The following is a 17,736-nucleotide window of genomic DNA, read 5'->3' as shown; positions in this document are numbered from 1 at the left end:
TCGAGAGAGGAAGCGAGCCATGGATCTGTCGGTTGCTGCGATCTCGCATTGGTATGGCGGCACCAATGCCCTTCAGAACGTCAGCTTTGATGTCAAAAGCGGGGAGGTGGTCTGCCTGATTGGTCCCTCGGGCTGCGGGAAATCGACCCTTTTAGGCATCATCGGAGGGCTGATCGCGCCTTCATCCGGCGAAGTCAGGCTGCGCGGGGCGCCTCCCGCGGGTTCGCTCAATCCGCTGACCTACGTGTTCCAGGATTTCGCTTTGTTGCCCTGGCGCACACGGTCAGGGGAAACGTGGCCCTTGCGCTCGAAGAGCACAAGCTTCCGGCAGGCGAACTCGCCTCGCGCGTCGGCCGCGCGCTAACGATGTGCGGGCTTTCGGACTTCGCGGAGGCCCTGCCCAGGCAACTATCGGGCGGCATGAAGCAACGTGTCGGCATTGCGCGCGCGATTGCCGTCACCCCGGCGGTGTTGCTGTTGGACGAACCCCTGTCCGCGCTAGACGCCCAGACACGTGACCTTCTGATCGAGGACTTGCTCGAGATTTTCCGGCGCGAATCCGCCACCGGCATCTGGGTGACACACAACCTCGATGAGGCGCTGAGGGTCGGAGACAAGGTCGTCGTGCTTTCGCGGAGGCCCGGCCGGCTCAAGAAGATCGTCCCAGTCGGCATCCCGCGCGACCAGCGTGTGCTTCCGGAATCCGCGGCCGAAATGGCGAGACTGCACAATGAACTCTGGTCGCTGATCAAGGCAGAAGCCGTGATGGCGGATCGCGAGGTTGCCGATGTCTAGCGCACTCAAACTGGTGCAGGACGCGTCCCAGCGCAACTCCACGGGTTCTAAGGATGAAGGTCCGGAAGCGGTCGTCAGATTCCGTGGCGGCGGATTCGACCCTCGGCCGAATGCCTGGATCGGCTGGGCGGCGATCATCGGCCTTATGGCGATCTGGCAGCTGGCAGCAGCGTCCGGATATCTTTCACCGTTGGTCCTCCCCAGCCCGGTTCAGGTCGGAAGCGCACTCCTCAAGATGGCGGCCGCCGACGATTTCACGAGCCAGGTGGTCGCTTCGCTCTCGCGCGTGGCGAGCGGATGGCTCATCGGCACGATCATGGGACTGATCGTCGGCTGCGCCATGGGTGTTTTCTCGGTCGCCCGGGCTGGCGCGCTGCCCATCGTTTCCGGGCTTTATCCCATTCCAATGATCGCCATCCTGCCGTTGCTGATCGTATGGCTCGGCATCGGAGAGAGTTCCAAGACCGCCGTTATCGTCCTCGGCGTCTTCTCGCCGACCGTGATCAGCACATTCAGCGCGGTGGACAATGTTCCGCGCGGCCTGATCCGCATGGGACAAAGCTTCGGACTTTCCTGGCGCTCTATAGTGTTCAAGATCATCCTGCCTGGCTCGCTTCCCGGCGTCCTTGCCGGGTTTCGGATCAGTGCGGCGATCGCGCTGATCCTCCTGGTGTCTGCCGAAATGATCGGCGCCGAATATGGCATCGGCGCGCTGATCCTGCTCGCCGGAAATCTCATGCAGACGGATCGGCTCGTGGCGGGCGTTCTCCTGCTGTCGGCGACAGGGCTGGTGATTTCCTGGCTGCTCGGCCGGCTCGAAAAGGCGCTGCTGAAATGGCGATGAACTCTGCAACTCATATCGTTTCCAAGGCGTCTGGAGCCACAAGACTGCAAGCAGACATTTGCGTCGTCGGCAGCGGTGCTGCAGGTTCGATGGCGGCACTGACAGCCGCAAGACTCGGTCTCAAGACCGTCCTTGTTGAAGCGATGCCAAATGTCGGCGGGCAGTTGGTCGGGACATTGCTTGGAACGATCTGCGGGCTCTACGACAATGGACCGCGGCCACGCCGGCTCACATTCGGTCCTGTCGACGACCTGCTGAAGGACCTTTGGCAGCGCAATGCTATTCATGCGCGTCGCGCTCTGAATACGCTGGTGCTGCAATATGATGAAGCGTTGACGGGGCGCTGGACCGAACGTGCGCTTCGCGACGCCGGGGTGGAACTCGTTCTCGGAGGCGTGGTCCGCAACGCCTCTATGGTGGACCGTCGGGTCACGACGCTTGATGTGGCGACCCGCTGGGGCGACCTCAAAATCTCCGCTCACGGATTCATCGATGCTTCCGGAGATTCCACCGTCGCATGGCACGCGGGACTTCCGGTGCGCGAACCCGACGAAGCACAATGGGGAACTCAGATGTTCATCATAGAAGGCTTCGACGTTGACAAAGCCGACCTGATCGACGGGTTCAAGGTCGAGGAAGCCTCTGCAGCGCCGCAGTAGCGAATTCGGTTTGCCCCGCAGGGACGGGTTCATTTTCAAATACCCCGGCCGTGATATCGCAACCGTCAACATGACGCACATCCCCAATCCCACAGAACCGATCGCCGCCGCCGATGCGGCTTTGGCGGGCAAGGACCAAGCCGATGTGCTGATGGAATTCTTCAAATCGGAGTACCCTGAAGTTATGGCCAACGCCCGCATCCGATCCTACGGGCAGCCAGGCATTCGTCAGACACGCTGGTACGTGGCCGATCATCATCTCACACTTGATGAAGTGCGCGGCGGCCGGCGACCGAAGGACGCGGTGGCTCGCTGCACCTGGCCCGTCGAGGCCCACAACTCCGCCGAGCGCGTCTATTGGGAAGAGTTTGAAGATCCAGACCACATGCACTATGTGCCGCTTTCCAGCATGATCCATCGCGACGCCGACAATCTCGTCGCAGCCGGGCGCTGCATCGATGGAGACACGGCAGCCCTTGCCTCGGTGCGCGTGATGGGTCCATGCTTCGCGATGGGGCAGGCGGCTGCACATGCGCTAAAACTCGCTGGCGCCGGATCCGTCCGGGACGTGTCGTTTGCAGAGCTCGAATCCGCTCTTAGCGCCAATCTGGAGAACTTCGCAGTCGATCCGTGGACGGAGAGCGCAATATGAATGCGCCCGGTACGCTCCACTCGTCATCTTACGATGTTGACCTCTACTCCGACGAAGTGATCCTCGATCCTTACGATCATTATCGAGCCATCCGCGAACTCGGTTCGGTCGTGTATCTGCCTAAGCACAATCTGTGGGCCATGAGTCGCCATGCCGATGTGAAGGCTGCACTGCTGAATCACGAACTGTTTTCGAGCGCCAAGGGCGTCGCTGCCAACGATGTACTTAATACCGCCGGCCTCGGCAACACCATCACAAGCGATCCTCCTGATCACACGCGCATGCGCGCGATTATCCGCGAGCCGCTCACAGTTCCCGCGCTGCGCAAAATATATCAGCATCGGTGAAGGACGAGGCTGAGGCCGTTGTCGAGCGTCTCGTTCGGCTGGGCGAATTCGAGGTCATGAGCGAACTGGCGCAATATCTACCGGTCACGATCGTCTCGCGCCTTGTCGGTCTGCCTGAGGAAGGCCGCGGCAACATGCTGAAATGGGCGGGCGCGACCTTCGATGCGCTCGGACCCATGAATGGACGTGCGCAGGCGGCCATGCCGAAGATCGAAGAGCTGCACGCCTATTGCAGGAACCCGGCGACGATCGGATCGCTGCGCCCCGATGGCTGGGCCGCCGCGATCTGGAGGGCGGCGGAACGTGGTGATATTCCGCGCGACAAATGTCCGGCCATGATGCGTGATTATATCAGCCCGAGCCTCGACACCACCATCTTTGCCACGGGGAACATCGTGCGCGCGTTCGCAAGATTTCCGGATCAATGGGACTTGGTGCGACGCGACTGGAGCCTCATATCGGGCGCGATCAATGAAGGCATTCGATGGGAGTCGCCCGTGCGCGGCTTCACCCGCGTGCTCACGCGGGATGCAGAGTTCGACGGTGTCGAGTTGCCAGCGGGCACGCGGATGTTGCTGCTTTATGCCTCTGCGAACCGGGATGAACGTGCCTGGAAAAGCCCCGAGATATTCGATGTGCGTCGCGACACACGGGACCATATCGGCTTCGGGTTCGGCCCGCATATCTGCGTCGGGATGCATCTTGCTCGTCTCGAAATCACATGCCTGTTGCAGGCGCTGGCGAAGCGCGTCACCCGTTTCGTCATCCGTGACGAGCAATGGGGCATCAACAACGCGCTGCGCGGTCTCAAGACCATGCATGTCGAGGTCATGACAGGCGAGGACCGGGAAGCCAAGCGCGATCAGCCGATTTCACTGGCCGAGCCGCTCAACCATCTCGCGGTTACCGTCGCCGGAATCGTCGAAGTCGCGAAGGACATATGGCTGGTCACATTGCGATCGGCCAATGGCTCGCCCTTGCCCGAGGGCGTCGCCGGGCGCGCACATCGACGTGCACCTGCCCAACGGCTTGACTCGGCAATATTCGGTTGTACTCGGCAAGGGCGGTGCGGGCAGAATTCAGATCGGCGTGAAACGCGAGCACGCGGGCCTGGGCGGCTCAGCCTTCATTTTCGAGAAGCTGCGAGTCGGCGACGACATCCGGATATCAGGACCGCGCAACAACTTTCCGCTGGTCGAAATCGCGCGGAACAGCGTGTTCATCGCGGGCGGGATCGGCGTCACGCCCATCATCAGCATGAAGCGCCGCGCCGCGCAGCTCGGCTTGACGCATCGACTCTACTTCGCGGCTCGCGCCGAATCCGAAGTTGCGTTTCTCGATGAATTGTCGGGTGATCCGAATGTTCATCTCCACATCGACGAAGAGGCCGGCTCGGTACTCGATCTCGCAAGCATCGAGGCCGGTGCGCCGGTGGACACGCATTTCTATTGCTGCGGGCCGAAGCCGATGATGCAAGCATTCGAACGGATTTTCGCTGTCCGACCGAAGGAATGCGTGCATCTCGAATATTTCTCGGCCAGGCACGAAGCGGCGCGGAGCGGTGGCTTTGACGTCGAACTCGCCGGCAGCGGCCGCATCGTCAGGGTCGAGCCGGGCGAGCGCATCGTCGATGCGCTCCGCCGGGTCGGTGTCGAGGTGCCGGTGTCGTGTGAGCAGGGCGTTTGCGGTTCATGCGAAACGCAGGTCCTCGCCGGCGAGCCGGACCACCGGGATTCTGTGTTGAGCGCCGAGGAAAAGGCCGCGAATAAATCGATGATGGTATGCTGTGGCGGCTGCAAAGGCGATCGCCTGGTTCTTGATCTGTAGGCTGGCGAGAAGTGATGAACCTTTGCGGCGTATCCGATCCTTACCATCGCTCCAGCACCTTCGAAAATTTCTGCGACAAGAAACGCAAGGTGTGTCGCTGCGCTTGGTGTCCTCCATGACCAGTACCTCAATTCCGACTTTGTGTTCGGCGTCAAGAGATCGTTCGTTGCGTCCTATGAGAGGTTCGACCGCGAATTCACTCCGTGGCGTTCCTATTTCGATTTCGTCTTGACGCTAGAGGAATTCTCGGACGGCAAGACGTCGCATACCCCGTTCGTCGAGCGCGAGGCGCCATCCGGTCCGCGACACCCTTCCATCGGCGATCGTTGCCGACATGGCGATGGTATGCGGCTGCAGGCAAATGCTCCGATTGGTCGCTGTCCAAAATAGGGGCGTCAAAAACCCGGTCGCGACGCGGCAATCTTGGCGGTAGTGCGTTCCGTTGTTCAGCCAATACATGGTCATGGGAAAACACCTAAAGGTTCATGAGCGTATCTCGCGCGCCTTCGGCAGCGCCGGCGCGCCATGCAGAAACGCGCCTGTACACGGGCGCGTGACCTCCATAACTTCCGCGGCGCAATTTGAGGAGACGCGACGTGGCGAAGAAAACGGCGACCAGGAAGAAAAGTGCTGCGAAGAAAGCAGCAAAGACCTCCGGCAAGACGAGCACCGTTCGCAAAAGCGTGTTTGCGAAGGCTGCAACGAAGCCGGTCAAGAAGGCCACTCCGCGCAAATCGTCCGCACCGCGCCGTCCCAGGGGCCCGGCCTGGCAATGGTCGGCGGTCGAGACCGCAGCCGCAATCCGCTCCGGCGCCATCTCCGCGGTCGAGACCGTCGAGGCGCATCTCGAGCGGATGCGTGCCGTCAATCCGAGGCTGAACGCCGTCGTCGTCGATCTCTCGGAGGAGGCGCTGGCTGCGGCGCATGCGGCCGACAAGCAGCGCGCGAAGGGCGGCGAACTCGGCCTCCTGCACGGCGTACCGATCACGATCAAAGAGAATGTCGATTACGAAGGCCGTCCGAACTTCAACGGCGTGCCGGCGAACAAGGATCTCGTTGCGCCGTCGGATTCGCCCGTGGTGCGCAACCTGAAGAAGGCCGGCGCGGTCGTTATCGGCCTCACCAACACCCCGGAATTCTCTTTCCGCGGCTTCACCGACAATCCCTTGCACGGGCTGACGCTCAATCCCTGGGATTCTGATATCACCTGCGGTGGCTCCTCGGGCGGCGCGGGTTCGGCGGTCGCCGCCGGCATCGGCACTATCGCGCACGGCAACGACATCGGCGGCTCGCTGCGCTGGCCGGCGCATTGCAACGGCGTTGCGACCATCAAGCCGACGCAGGGACGTATTCCGGCATTCAACGCAAGCGCAACCGCCGAGCGGCCGATGCTGGCGCATCTGATGTCGGCGCAGGGGCCGCTCGCCCGCCACGTCGCCGACATCAGGCTCGCGCTGGAAGTGATGAGCCAGCGCGATCCGCGCGATCCCTGGTGGGTGCCGGCGCCGCTGGTGGGACCGAAGCCGAACGGCCCGATCAAGGTCGCGCTCGCCAAGATTCCTGAAGACATGGACGTCGATCCGTCCGTGCGCACGGCGTTGCGTCAGGCCGCCGATCATCTGGAGCGTTCCGGCTATCGGGTCAGCGAGGTCGATGTGCCCGACATCAACGGCGTCTGGCAGACCTGGTGCGACATCATCACCAACGAGACGATGGTGTTGCAAGAGGCCGGCATGCTGAAGGTGACGTCCGAAGACTTCCACAAGGCGTGGGGCGGCATGAAGGCCAAGGCCAATGTGCTCGACCTCAAGGCCTGGATGCAGGCGACTGCCGCGCGCAACGGCCACATCCGCGCCTGGCAGCTGTTCTTCGAGGAATATCCGGTCGTGCTGGCGCCGACCACGGTGAAGCCGACGCCGGGCCCGCGTGAAGACACCGTCAGTGCCGAACGCGTGCGCGAGATCTTCTGGGGCGAGATCCGCTTCATCTCCGCGATAAACGTGCTGGGTTTGCCTGGCGCCGTGGTGCCGGTGACGCTGCACGATGGCAAGCCGATCGGCGTGCAGCTCATCGCCGGGCGCTATCGCGAGGACCTCGCGCTCGATGCGGCGGCCGCGATCGAGAAGCGGGCCGGCGTGCTCGCCCATCGGCTGTGGGAACAGATGGATTGAGACTGCGAAGGCCTCACCTTCTCCCCTTGCAAAAGGGGAGAAGGAAACCGCTCAGCCGGCTGCGCAAAGCTTCATTAATCCAATTTGACTCGAATTTTAGCCAATTCCCCAACAACCGTTAGGGTTACTTCCTCGATCTCTAGACGAATTATTGTCCGCTTTACCACCCGCCTCTAACAGAGGAACGGCGGACAACGCACGTGCCTCATACAGGCCAATAAGTGCGGCCCGCTCCACGCGGAGGTGGCACGATGCGCAACGAGACGATCGCTATTCACGCCGGCTACGAGCCCGAAGCCACCACGCACGCGGTTGCCGTGCCGATCTACCAGACCGCGGCTTACGCCTTCGACAGCGCCGATCACGGCGCGGCGCTCTTCAATCTCGAGGCCGAAGGTTATCGCTACAGCCGCATCGCCAATCCGACCAGCGCGGTGCTGGAAAAGCGTATCGCCGAACTCGAGGGCGGCGTCGGCGCGCTTGCGGTCGCGACCGGGCAGGCGGCGCTGCATTTCGCCTTTGTCAACGTCGCCGATCACGGCGGCAACATCGTTTCCATGCCGCAGCTCTACGGCACCACGCATACGCTGCTCTCGCACATCCTGCCGCGGCAGGGCATCACCGGCCGCTTTGCCGAGAGCGACAAGCCTGAGGCGGTCGAAAAGCTGATCGACGAGAACACCCGCGCCGTGTTCGCCGAAACCATCGGCAATCCCGCCGGCAATGTCTGCGATATCGAGGCGCTGGCAAAGATCGCGCACGCGCACGGTGTGCCGCTGATCGTGGACAATACGGTTGCAACCCCAATCCTGCTCAAGCCGTTCGATTACGGCGCCGACATCGCCGTGCATTCGCTGACCAAATTCCTGGGCGGCCACGGCACCACGCTCGGCGGCGCCATCGTCGATTCCGGCAACTTCCCCTGGGCCAGGTACGCGGACCGCTTCCCCGGCTACAACAAGCCGGACGCCTCGTACCACGGCCTCGTCTATGCCGAGCGCTTCGGCCGCACTGCCTATATCGAGCGCGCGCGGAGCATCTATCAGCGCACCATGGGCTCGGTGCTGTCGCCGTTCAACGCCTTCCTGCTGATCCAGGGCATCGAGACCGTGGCGTTGCGCATGGAGCGCCACTGCGAGAATGCCCGCAAGGTCGCCGAATTCCTGCGTAAGGACCCGCGCGTCGCCTGGGTCAACTACACTGGTTTCCCGGACAGTCCCTATTATCCGCTGGTGCAGAAATATCTCGACGGCAACGCCTCCTCGCTGTTCACCTTTGGCATCAAGGGCGGCATGGAAGCCGGCAAGTCGTTCTACGATGCGCTGAAGCTGATCACGCGCCTGGTCAATATCGGCGATGCCAAGTCGCTGGCCTGCCATCCGGCATCGACCACGCACCGGCAGATGTCGGCGGAGCAGCAGCGGGTCGCTGGCGTCTTGCCGGAAACGATTCGTCTCTCGATCGGTATCGAGCATTCCGCCGATATCATCGAGGACATCGACCAGGCGCTGGAAAAGGCCTGCCCGTCCGCGCGCCTCCAGGCCGCGGAGTAGGCGGCGGCACCGATGACGATCTTGATCGACAGGGATCAAGGCATATCGAGCCCGGCGTTGGTGCCGGGAGAGGGCGATCTTGCACGCGAGCGCCACGGCGCTGAGCTCACCATCGGCTTGATCAACAACATGCCGGATCCGGCGCTGAAGGCGACCGAGCGGCAGTTCATGAAGCTGCTCCAGGCCGCCGCGGGCCCGCGCCGCATCCGCTTCCACTGCTTCTCGCTGCCCTCGGTGAGGCGCTCGCCGGAAGCGAAGTGGCACGTCGAGAGCGAATATTCGGAACTCACCGAGCTGAGGCGCCACAAGTTCGACGGGTTGATCGTGACCGGCGCCGAGCCGGTCGCGCCCGAGCTCGACCAGGAGCCGTACTGGCGCGATCTCACCGAGCTGATCGACTGGGCCAAGGTCAACACGCGCTCGACGATCTGGTCGTGCCTCGCCGCGCATGCGGCGGTGCTGCATCTCGATCGTATCGAACGGCGGCGGCTTCCGGCCAAATGTCACGGCATTTTCGACTGCGAAACCGTGACCGGCGATCCGCTGACGCGCGCCGCGCCTGCGCCGCTCAAGGTTTCGCATTCGCGTGTCAACGAGATCGTCGAGGGCGACCTCGCGCAGGCCGGCTACCGGGTGCTGACCCGTTCGGCAAAGGCCGGCGTCGATGTCTTCGTCCGGCAATATGCCAGCCGCTTCGTGTTCTTCCAGGGCCACCCGGAATATGACGCGCTGTCGCTTCAGCGTGAATATCTGCGCGATATCGGCCGTTATCTCGCGCGCGAGCGCGACAATTATCCGCATCTGCCCGCGAGCTATTTTGACGTTGCGACCGAGGAGAAGCTTGGCCGCTTCGAGAAGCAGGCAAGGCACCAGCGCCACCCCGCGCTCGGCAACGACCTGCCTGCGCTGAATTTGCGTGCCGATATCGACGCCGGCAGCGCCGCGGCGGCATTGTTTCGGAACTGGCTGCAATATCTCGGCGCCGAGGCCGACGCGTCGGTGCTCGTGCGTTAGGTCTGGACAACGGGTTCGACGTTAGGACTAACCAAGTGTGAAGCTTGCCTCAAGCAGCGAACGAATGCTTCAGTGACGGGGCGGCACAAACAGGGAAAGCGATTCGTGTGGTCGGCACTCCAGGGACGCGTGAGCAATCGGCTGGCCCGGCATTTCCGTGCCGCGCCGCACCGCCTGCCCGCGCATGCGCCCATGGTGAGCTTCACCTTCGACGATGCCCCCGATAGCGCCGCAGGCGAGGGCGCCGAGCTTCTGGAGCAGCATGGCGGCCGCGGCACGTTCTATCTCGCCGGTAGCCTGGTCGATCGCCCCTCGGACCATTGGCACGGCCTGTCAAACGACGCCGTGGTGCGGCTTCACCGCGCCGGGCACGAGATCGCCTGCCACACCTTCTCGCACCAGAGTGCGGTCAATCTCGACGAGCCCGCCATGGCCCGCGAGATCGATCGGAACCGCGGCCATTTTCGCGATATCGATTCCTCGATTACGCTGGAAAATTTCGCTTACCCCTATGGTATTGCCTCGGTCTGGCGCAAACCGCAGCTCGCCAAAACCTTCCGCTCGGCGCGCGGCATCCTTCCCGGCGTCAATCGCGACGTCATCGATCTCCAGTTCCTGCGCGCCTCGCCCCTGGTCGATTGCGAGATCGATATTGCGGGTGTCGATCGCTATTTCGACGAGGCGGTCGAGAGCGGCGGATGGCTGATCTTCTACGGTCATGACGTCGCCAACGCGCCGAGCCCGTATGGCTGCACGCCGCACCTGATGCGCCATGCGTTGCAGGCGGCCGGGAAGCGCGACATGCCGATCGTGACGGTCGCGGAAGCGCTGCGAAGGATCGGGGCGTAGCTTCTTCTTCCTTCTCCCCTTGTGGAGAGGGGACGAAGGCCCGATGCCGCGCGAATAGTCTTGTCATGACCCCAGCGGCATGCGACTGGCGTTGACCGAAATCTCAACGTCTCATCACGCCCATGTCCTCTCCCTCCACCGCTCCGCTGCCTGCGCCGGCCCAGGGCCGCGATGCGCTGTCGGTGCTGCATTCGGTGTTCGGCCTGCCCGGGTTCCGCGGCGCGCAGGGCGAGATCATCCGGCACGTCACGGACGGCGGCAATTGCCTGGTGCTGATGCCGACCGGCGGCGGCAAGTCGCTGTGCTATCAATTGCCGGCGCTGCTGCGCGAAGGCTGCGGTATCGTGGTGTCGCCCTTGATTGCGCTGATGCGCGACCAGGTCGCCGGCATGCTCGAAGCCGGGGTCAACGCCGCCGCGCTGAACTCGTCGCTGACCCCGCAGGAAGCCTCCGACATCGAGCGGCGCCTGATCGCGGGCGATCTCGACCTGCTCTATGTCGCGCCGGAACGGCTGGTGACGCCGCGTTGCCTGTCGCTGCTGGCGCGGGCGAAGGTGGCGCTGTTCGCGATCGGGACGAGGCGCATTGCGTCTCGCAATGGGGTCACGACTTCCGTCCAGAATATGTCGGCCTTTCCATCATCGCCGAGCGCTTTCCCGGCGTGCCGCGCATCGCGCTGACCGCGACTGCCGACGAGTTGACCCGCAAGGAGATCGTCGAGCGGCTCAAGCTTGCGGACAGTCCGCAATTCGTCTCCAGCTTCGACCGGCCCAACATCCGCTACGAGATCGTCGACAAGCGCAACGCGGTGTCGCAACTGAAGGAATTCATCCGGGAGCGTCACGCGGGCGACGCGGGCGTCGTCTATTGCCTGTCCCGCAAACGGGTCGAGGAGGTCGCGGCTGCGCTCGCCGACGCCGGCATTGCGGCGTTACCCTACCACGCCGGTCTCGACAGCAGCGTGCGCTCGCGCAACCAGGATCGCTTTCTCAACGAGGACGGCATCGTCATCGTCGCGACCGTCGCCTTCGGCATGGGCATCGACAAGCCCGACGTGCGCTTCGTCGCCCATCTCGACCTGCCCAAGAGCATCGAATCCTATTATCAGGAGACAGGCCGCGCCGGCCGCGACGGCAAGCCGTCGGCCGCCTGGATGGCTTATGGCCTCTCCGACATCGTGCAGCAGCGCCGCATGATCGACGAGTCGAGCGGTTCCGACGACTTCAAGCGGGTCTCGATCGGCAAGCTCGATGCGCTGGTCGGCCTCGCCGAAACAGCGCACTGCCGGCGCCGGCGGCTGCTCGCCTATTTCGGCGAGATCGTGATGGGCGATAGCTGCGGCAATTGCGACAATTGCCTGACGCCGCCGAAAATGCGCGACGGCAAGGTGCTGGCGCAAAAACTCCTGTCCTGCGCCTATCGCACCGGCCAGCGTTTCGGCGCGATGCACCTGATCGACGTGCTGATCGGACGCCTCACCGAGAAGGTGACGCAGTTCGGCCACGACAAGCTTACGGTGTTCGGCATCGGACGCGAGCTCAACGAGAAGCAGTGGCGCACGGTGCTGCGGCAGCTCGTGGCGATGGGACACTTGCAGAGCGAAAGCGAGGCTTTTGGGGCGCTCAAGCTGACTGAACAGTCGCGCGGCGTGTTGCGCGGCGATACCGAGGTGTGGCTGCGCGAGGAGGCGCCCGCCACCCGCAGCCGTGGCAGCCGCACGAAATCCCGCCGCGGTGATCTGGCGCCGGCGGCCGACGCGTCGCAGGGCGATGTCGATCCTGAATTGCGCGCGCGGTTGCGCGCGTGGCGCTCGGACATTGCCCGCGAGCGCGGCGTGCCGGCCTATGTCGTGCTGCACGACGCCACCATCGACGGCATCGTCCGCGCATGGCCGACCACGCTGGACGAGTTGCGCAATGTGCCCGGCATCGGCGACAAGAAGCTCGAGCATTACGGCGACGAGCTGCTGCAGATTGTCAGGACGCGGTAGCTGCGCCACACCTCAGCCGTCATCCCGGACAAGCGCAGCGAAGCGGAGCGCAGATCCGGGATCCATGCCGCGTGATTTATCGGTTGCGATCGGTAGGAGTACCGAGCTGCAAGTCTTCGCCAAACACCTCCCTGTGGTTATGGGTCCCGGATCTGCGCTTACGCTTGTCCGGGACCACAGCGGAGTGGAGGCGCGAGGTGCGGCCTACCTTACCCGTTCCGGAACGCATACCCATAGCCGTTCAGCGCCGGCGCGCCGCCGAGATGAGCGTAGAGGATCTTCGCGCCCTTCTCGAAATAGCCCTTCTGCGTAAGGTCGATCAGGCCTTGCATCGACTTGCCCTCGTAGACGGGGTCGGTGATCATGGCTTCGAGGCGCGCGGTGAGACGGATCGCCTCCTTGGTCTCTTCCGACGGCACGCCGTAGGCGGGATAGGCGTAATCCTCGATCAGCACGACGTCGTCTGCGACGAGATCCTTGCCGAGCTCGACGAGCCTGGCCGTGTTCTGCGCGATCGAGAGCACCTGCGCCTTGGTCTGCGCCGGGGTGAAGGAGGCGTCGATGCCGATCACTTTTCGCGCGCGGCCATCGGCGGCGAAGCCGACCAGCATGCCGGCATGGGTCGAGCCAGTGACGGTGCAGACCACGATGTAGTCGAACTTGAAGCCGAGCTCGGCTTCCTGCTTGCGCACTTCTTCGGCGAAGCCGACATAGCCGAGGCCGCCAAACTTGTGCACGGAGGCGCCGGCGGGAATCGCGTAGGGCTTGCCGCCCGCCGCCTTCACCTCGTCGATCGCCTCTTCCCAGCTCTTGCGGATGCCGATGTCGAAGCCGTCGTCGACCAGGCGCACGTCGGCGCCCATGATGCGCGAGAGCATGATGTTGCCGACGCGGTCATAGACGGCGTCCTCATGCGGCACCCAGGCTTCCTGCACCAGGCGGCACTTCATGCCGATCTTGGCGGCGACCGCTGCGACCATGCGGGTGTGGTTGGACTGCACGCCGCCGATCGACACCAGCGTGTCGGCGTTGGAGGCGATCGCGTCGGGGATGATGTATTCGAGCTTGCGCAGCTTGTTGCCGCCATAGGCGAGGCCGGAATTGCAGTCCTCGCGCTTGGCATAGACCTCGACATTGCCGCCGAGATGCTTTGATAGCCGTTCCAGCTTCTCGATGGGGGTCGGACCGAAGGTCAGCGGATAGCGCGCGAATTTTTCGAGCATCGTCAGGTTATCCCGATTGGCGTTGGTGTCTGGAAATTGGCTACCATTGCGCTGCGGAAAGGTGCTTTCAAATATTGCGCCTGTATCCTGCTCCATCTTGCACAACCGGCGTCAAAGGATACTATTCCTTTCGCGATTGATGCTAACAGCGGAAGTTTCTTCCATGTCCACTCGCCTCGATCGCATCGACCTTAAGATGTTGCGATTGCTGCAAAATAACGGCCGGCTCAGCAACGCCGAGCTGGCGGAAACCGTCGCCATCAGCCCCGCCACCTGCCATCGACGCACCCAGCGCCTGTTCGAGCACGGCTTCATTGCCGCCGTCCGCGCCATGGTCGCGCCGAAGAAGGTGGCAAAGGGCAACGCTGGTGATGGTCGGCGTCGTGCTCGACCGTTCGACGCCGGAGAGCTTTGCGATCTTCGAGCAGGCGATCACCAGGCTGAAATTCGTGCTCGACTGTCACCTCGTCGCCGGCGACTTCGACTATTTCCTCAAGATTCGCGTCGGCGACATGGAGGACTTCAACCGTATCCACGGCGAGCAGCTGATCGCGCTGCCCGGCGTGCGCCAGACCCGTACTTTCTTCGTGATGAAGGAAGTCGTCGACAACGCGCCGCTGGAATTTTGACAGACGGATGTGCAAGCCGTCGATTACGGACGACGCCTGCTGTGGGCCGCGCGCGGCCCAGCTAGACGTGTGCAGTGGAGCAGATAGCTCCCGCCTTCGTGCCATGCATCGGTTTTTGCGACCTCTTTCCATCCTCGTTTCTCGAGATCATATGCCTCGCCAATGAGAGATTACGGGACATAGCATGGTTGTGCTGGTGTCTCTACACCACTTGCAAAATCGCACGGCCGTCACGGCAACTTCACTTGCTCCACACAACAACGTAGGTGAGTGTCAGCACTTCTCAACGAGGAGATCCCGCCGTGCGCCTTCCCATTCTCGATCCGAAAGACCTGAGTGCTGAACAGAAGCCGCTCTATGACGACATGCGAGCGGGTATCACGGACCACTTCAAGGGCTTTGTGAACATGCGCGACGACGGCGCGCTGCTCGGGCCGTGGAATCCCTGGATCCGCGAGCCGCGCTTCGGCAAGCCGGTGTGGGACTTGGTCAAGGCGATCGCGGCGAATCCGCTGCTGCCGGCGCCGGTGCGCGAGGTCGCGATCCTCGTCACCGGCTCGCATTTCCGCTCCGGCTACGAGCTCTATGCGCATGTGCTGGTCGCCGAGCAGCGCGGCCTCTCCGACGAGAAGCTCGCGACCATCGTCGCCGGACAGCGGCCGGTCGATCTCAGCAAGCAGGAGGCCGTCGCCTACGACGTGGCGTCCGCCTTGGTCAGCGGCGGCGTGCTGCCGGAACTGACCTGGCGGGCTGCGGTGAAGGAGTTCGGCGAGCACGGCGCGGCCGAGCTGTCCTATCTCGTCGGCGTCTATTGCATGGTCTCGGTCACGCTGAACACCTTCGACGTGCCGGTGCCGGAGTAGACGACGCGCCACCGAGGCGGCTAGTTGCGCACCGCGTAGAGCGGTGTGCGCAGCGTCACCTGGTAGGACGGCTTCGGCAGCCAGGCGATCTGCGCGGTGATGCCGAACAGGCGGTTGTCGTTGTCGTCCATGCGGTCGAGATCGAGGCGCAGGATCGGCTGGGTGAAGGGCTCCGCCAGCGTCCGGCCCGCGACCTGCGCCCCGCCGAACGACTGCACGCCCAGGCGTCCCGTGAATTTCCAGTTGCTCGGCCATTGGTAGTAGCCGCCGGCATAGAGGATCGTGTTCGGCCGGATGCGGACGACCGGACTGGCAATGTCGGTGTAGGTGTATTGCACCCCGGCAAGCCATCCGCGTGTCTCGTCCTCGTCCCAGCGCGTAGTCGAACTCCAGGATGTTGTTGAATGACGTTGTCATGCCGGGGTCGTTCGGCACCGACTGCGTCAGGGTGGATTGCAGCGTGATCGTCGGGATCTTTCCGCCGTTCTGCTGGTAGAGATCGGCTTGCAGGCCGATGTTCCAGCTCGTGATGTCGAACGACGACCAGCCATCGCCGAAATTCGTCGCGGAGCCGGACACCCCGCCATAGAGCGACACGCGATCGTTGACGTCGACGGTCATCGGGAAATCGACGGCGATCGACTTCGCGGCCGGCAATCCGTTCGGCAGCGCATCGCCTCTGCGCGCCGCCAGCGCTTCGAATGCCGCCGACAATGATGTGTTGCCGAAGCCGAGCCCGAGCGTGCCCGCGGGGATCGTCGCGTAGGTCGTGCGCAAATCGAGATAGATGTTCGGAACCGCCGGCTTCGCGACAGCGTCGTCGTCACTATCGGCGGCGAAGGCGCGGGCTGGCATCATCAAGCAGAGCAGTGCCATTGCGAAAGCGCGCAACGCCGAGCGAGACGATTGGCTGCGATGCGACACGTGACAATCCGACGCGTCTGCCGTGATGGCGGAACTGTTCACTAGATGGAACGTGATCGTTCATGCGGTCAAGTGCTATCCGCAAGCGATGGACTGTACGGATGTGTGCGGTTACGCTGTCGTGATCGCACTGACACACTCACCCGCCGGAGTGCAGCCCGGACAATGAAGGACGACAGCCATGAACACGTCACGCCGCATCCTGCTCACTGGTCTGGCTGGCCTCGCCGTCGCTCCGAATGCCGTGGCCGCCACCGTACCGTCGGCCGAACCTGGTGACGTGACGGTCGCCGAAGAGCGCTTCGCGCGTACGATCGCAGCCGCACATGCACCCGACCTCACCTGCGCACGGCAGGCCGAAATTTATGCGGACGCGCGTTGGCCCGAATATGTCGTGGCAGCCAGGGCGGTGCTCGACGCACGCGCCTGATTCACGCTCTCACTTCCCTACCGCCCGCCTGACCTGCTCGCCGATCTGCGACAGCACGAGCTGTGCCTGCGGCAAAATTGCGCCCATGGCGTGGAAATTGTGAACCATGCCGTCGTGGCAGACGTGCTCGACGGCGACGCCCGCGGCGAGCAGCTTGCGCGCATAGGCATTGCCCTCGTCGCGCATCGGGTCGTATTCGGCGGTGTGGATGATCGCGGTCGGCAGACCCGCGAGTCGTGTCATGCGCAGGGGCGAGATGCGGGGATCGGCGGCATCCAAGCCCTCGGGCAGATAGTCGGCGAGGTCGGCTTCGATGGTGGCGCGATCGATCAAATGACCTTCGGCGAATTCCTCGCGAGAAGGTGAGGCCTCCTCGAAATCCAGCACCGGACAGATCAGGCATTGCGCGACGATGCTGAGGCCTGCGCTCTGCGTCGCCTCCTGGCATACGATCGCGGCGAGCGTTGCACCGGCGGAATCGCCGCCGAGCACCAGCCGCTCGGCGTCGATGCCGAGCGAAGAGGCCTCGCGCGCCACCCATTCGGTCGCGGCGATCGCGTCGTCCACGGCGGCAGGAAATTTGTGCTCGGGCGCCAGCCGGTAATCGACCGAGACGAGACGGCAGCCGGTCGCATGCGCCAGCGCCGCCGCGATGCGGTCATGCGTGGCAATGCTGCCGGCAACGAGCCCGCCGCCGTGAAAGAACACGAAGCCGGGCGCGAGATCATCGGCGCTTGCGGGTGAATAGAGGCGATAGGGCAGCGCGCCGCCGGGACCGGGCAGCACGCCGTCGGAGGTCGTCACGTCAGGTGCATCAGTGCGCGCGAACTGCATCAGCTTTGCCAATGACTGGCGCCGTGCCTCCACGCTCGGCCGGCTCCGCGCCTGCGGCGCTGCCGCAGCCATCATGGTCAACAAACGCTTTGCGAGTGGATCGAGCGGCATGGCACTTCCTTGTCCCCTTGC

General features: G+C 63.5%; 13 protein-coding genes and 6 pseudogenes. 16 read left to right on the top strand and 3 right to left on the bottom strand.

All coding sequences use genetic code 11. From position 1 onward, the window contains the following. The first annotated feature begins 19 nt into the window (after positions 1-19). The 13 genes and pseudogenes from ACVWW3_RS30100 to recQ all read left to right on the top strand — a co-directional run bounded on the left by ACVWW3_RS30100 (position 20) and on the right by recQ (position 12,701). Positions 20-795, top strand: a pseudogene (locus ACVWW3_RS30100) (ABC transporter ATP-binding protein). Beyond that, complete coding sequence (locus ACVWW3_RS30095; RefSeq protein WP_456647747.1) at positions 788-1,639, top strand: ABC transporter permease; 852 nt, start codon at positions 788-790, stop codon at positions 1,637-1,639. The pseudogene ACVWW3_RS30100 and the gene ACVWW3_RS30095 overlap by 8 nt, the downstream one beginning before the upstream one ends. Beyond that, positions 1,630-2,298: an FAD-dependent oxidoreductase gene (locus tag ACVWW3_RS30090; protein ID WP_456672237.1), complete on the top strand. Its 669-nt coding sequence runs from the start codon at positions 1,630-1,632 to the stop codon at positions 2,296-2,298. The genes ACVWW3_RS30095 and ACVWW3_RS30090 overlap by 10 nt, the downstream gene beginning before the upstream one ends. A gap of 10 nt (positions 2,299-2,308) precedes the next feature. After that, positions 2,309-2,950 (top strand): FAD-dependent oxidoreductase, encoded by a 642-nt coding sequence (locus ACVWW3_RS30085; protein WP_456672236.1) that lies wholly within the window; start codon positions 2,309-2,311, stop codon positions 2,948-2,950. Then, positions 2,947-3,297 (top strand): hypothetical protein, encoded by a 351-nt coding sequence (locus ACVWW3_RS30080; protein WP_456672235.1) that lies wholly within the window; start codon positions 2,947-2,949, stop codon positions 3,295-3,297. Before ACVWW3_RS30085 ends, ACVWW3_RS30080 begins: the two co-directional genes overlap by 4 nt. Before the next feature lie 56 nt (positions 3,298-3,353). Then, positions 3,354-3,977: pseudogene (locus ACVWW3_RS30075) on the top strand (cytochrome P450); the annotation flags it as partial. 286 nt (positions 3,978-4,263) lie between these two features. After that, positions 4,264-4,719, top strand: a pseudogene (locus ACVWW3_RS30070) (ferredoxin reductase); the annotation flags it as partial. A 9-nt stretch (positions 4,720-4,728) separates the two neighbouring features. Further along, complete coding sequence (locus ACVWW3_RS30065) at positions 4,729-5,124, top strand: flavin reductase family protein (protein WP_456672432.1); 396 nt, start codon at positions 4,729-4,731, stop codon at positions 5,122-5,124. A 596-nt stretch (positions 5,125-5,720) separates the two neighbouring features. Continuing rightward, positions 5,721-7,295 (top strand): amidase family protein, encoded by a 1,575-nt coding sequence (locus ACVWW3_RS30060; protein ID WP_456647750.1) that lies wholly within the window; start codon positions 5,721-5,723, stop codon positions 7,293-7,295. 251 nt (positions 7,296-7,546) lie between these two features. After that, positions 7,547-8,848, top strand: coding sequence for an O-acetylhomoserine aminocarboxypropyltransferase/cysteine synthase family protein (locus ACVWW3_RS30055; protein ID WP_456647751.1), 1,302 nt, complete (start codon positions 7,547-7,549; stop codon positions 8,846-8,848). 12 nt (positions 8,849-8,860) lie between these two features. Beyond that, positions 8,861-9,862, top strand: a complete 1,002-nt coding sequence (gene metA, locus ACVWW3_RS30050; protein ID WP_456647752.1) for a homoserine O-succinyltransferase MetA — start codon at positions 8,861-8,863, stop codon at positions 9,860-9,862. 105 nt (positions 9,863-9,967) lie between these two features. Continuing rightward, positions 9,968-10,711: a polysaccharide deacetylase family protein gene (locus tag ACVWW3_RS30045; protein ID WP_456647753.1), complete on the top strand. Its 744-nt coding sequence runs from the start codon at positions 9,968-9,970 to the stop codon at positions 10,709-10,711. Positions 10,712-10,833: 122 nt separating this feature from the next. Further along, positions 10,834-12,701, top strand: a pseudogene (recQ, locus tag ACVWW3_RS30040) (DNA helicase RecQ). A 209-nt stretch (positions 12,702-12,910) separates the two neighbouring features. Here recQ and ACVWW3_RS30035 read toward each other — a convergent pair. Further along, positions 12,911-13,924, bottom strand: a complete 1,014-nt coding sequence (locus ACVWW3_RS30035) for a 1-aminocyclopropane-1-carboxylate deaminase (RefSeq protein ID WP_456647755.1) — start codon at positions 13,922-13,924, stop codon at positions 12,911-12,913. Positions 13,925-14,087: 163 nt separating this feature from the next. Between ACVWW3_RS30035 and ACVWW3_RS30030 the strand changes: the two are divergent. Together ACVWW3_RS30030 and ACVWW3_RS30025 are read left to right on the top strand one after the other, a co-directional pair. After that, positions 14,088-14,553 (top strand): annotated as a pseudogene (locus tag ACVWW3_RS30030) (Lrp/AsnC family transcriptional regulator). A 302-nt stretch (positions 14,554-14,855) separates the two neighbouring features. After that, positions 14,856-15,416, top strand: coding sequence for a carboxymuconolactone decarboxylase family protein (locus ACVWW3_RS30025; protein WP_354049682.1), 561 nt, complete (start codon positions 14,856-14,858; stop codon positions 15,414-15,416). Positions 15,417-15,436: 20 nt separating this feature from the next. Here the strand turns inward: ACVWW3_RS30025 and ACVWW3_RS30020 are convergent. Then, positions 15,437-16,307, bottom strand: a pseudogene (locus tag ACVWW3_RS30020) (hypothetical protein). A 214-nt stretch (positions 16,308-16,521) separates the two neighbouring features. Here ACVWW3_RS30020 and ACVWW3_RS30015 point away from each other — a divergent pair. Beyond that, entirely contained in the window at positions 16,522-16,770 is a 249-nt protein-coding gene (locus tag ACVWW3_RS30015) for a hypothetical protein (protein WP_247444631.1), read from the top strand. Positions 16,771-16,779: 9 nt separating this feature from the next. On the opposite strand, the gene ACVWW3_RS30010 is transcribed toward ACVWW3_RS30015, so the two are convergent. After that, complete coding sequence (locus tag ACVWW3_RS30010; RefSeq protein ID WP_456647756.1) at positions 16,780-17,715, bottom strand: alpha/beta hydrolase; 936 nt, start codon at positions 17,713-17,715, stop codon at positions 16,780-16,782. Between the last annotated feature and the right edge of the window lie 21 nt (positions 17,716-17,736).

It is taken from the genome of Bradyrhizobium sp. LM2.9 (assembly GCF_054056555.1).
The sequence above is the reverse complement of the archived record's forward strand: the minus strand, read 5'-3'. Positions and strand labels throughout refer to the sequence as shown.

Bases quoted from the DNA above. Each gene is read 5' to 3' on its own strand.
- ACVWW3_RS30055 (WP_456647751.1), top strand. From the start codon at position 7,547: ATGCGCAACGAGACGATCGCTATTCACGCCGGCTACGAGCCCGAAGCC.
- ACVWW3_RS30090 (WP_456672237.1), top strand. From the start codon at position 1,630: ATGGCGATGAACTCTGCAACTCATATCGTTTCCAAGGCGTCTGGAGCC.
- metA (WP_456647752.1), top strand. From the start codon at position 8,861: ATGACGATCTTGATCGACAGGGATCAAGGCATATCGAGCCCGGCGTTG.
- ACVWW3_RS30010 (WP_456647756.1), bottom strand. From the start codon at position 17,715: ATGCCGCTCGATCCACTCGCAAAGCGTTTGTTGACCATGATGGCTGCG.
- ACVWW3_RS30015 (WP_247444631.1), top strand. From the start codon at position 16,522: ATGAACACGTCACGCCGCATCCTGCTCACTGGTCTGGCTGGCCTCGCC.
- ACVWW3_RS30035 (WP_456647755.1), bottom strand. From the start codon at position 13,924: ATGCTCGAAAAATTCGCGCGCTATCCGCTGACCTTCGGTCCGACCCCC.
- ACVWW3_RS30080 (WP_456672235.1), top strand. From the start codon at position 2,947: ATGAATGCGCCCGGTACGCTCCACTCGTCATCTTACGATGTTGACCTC.
- ACVWW3_RS30095 (WP_456647747.1), top strand. From the start codon at position 788: ATGTCTAGCGCACTCAAACTGGTGCAGGACGCGTCCCAGCGCAACTCC.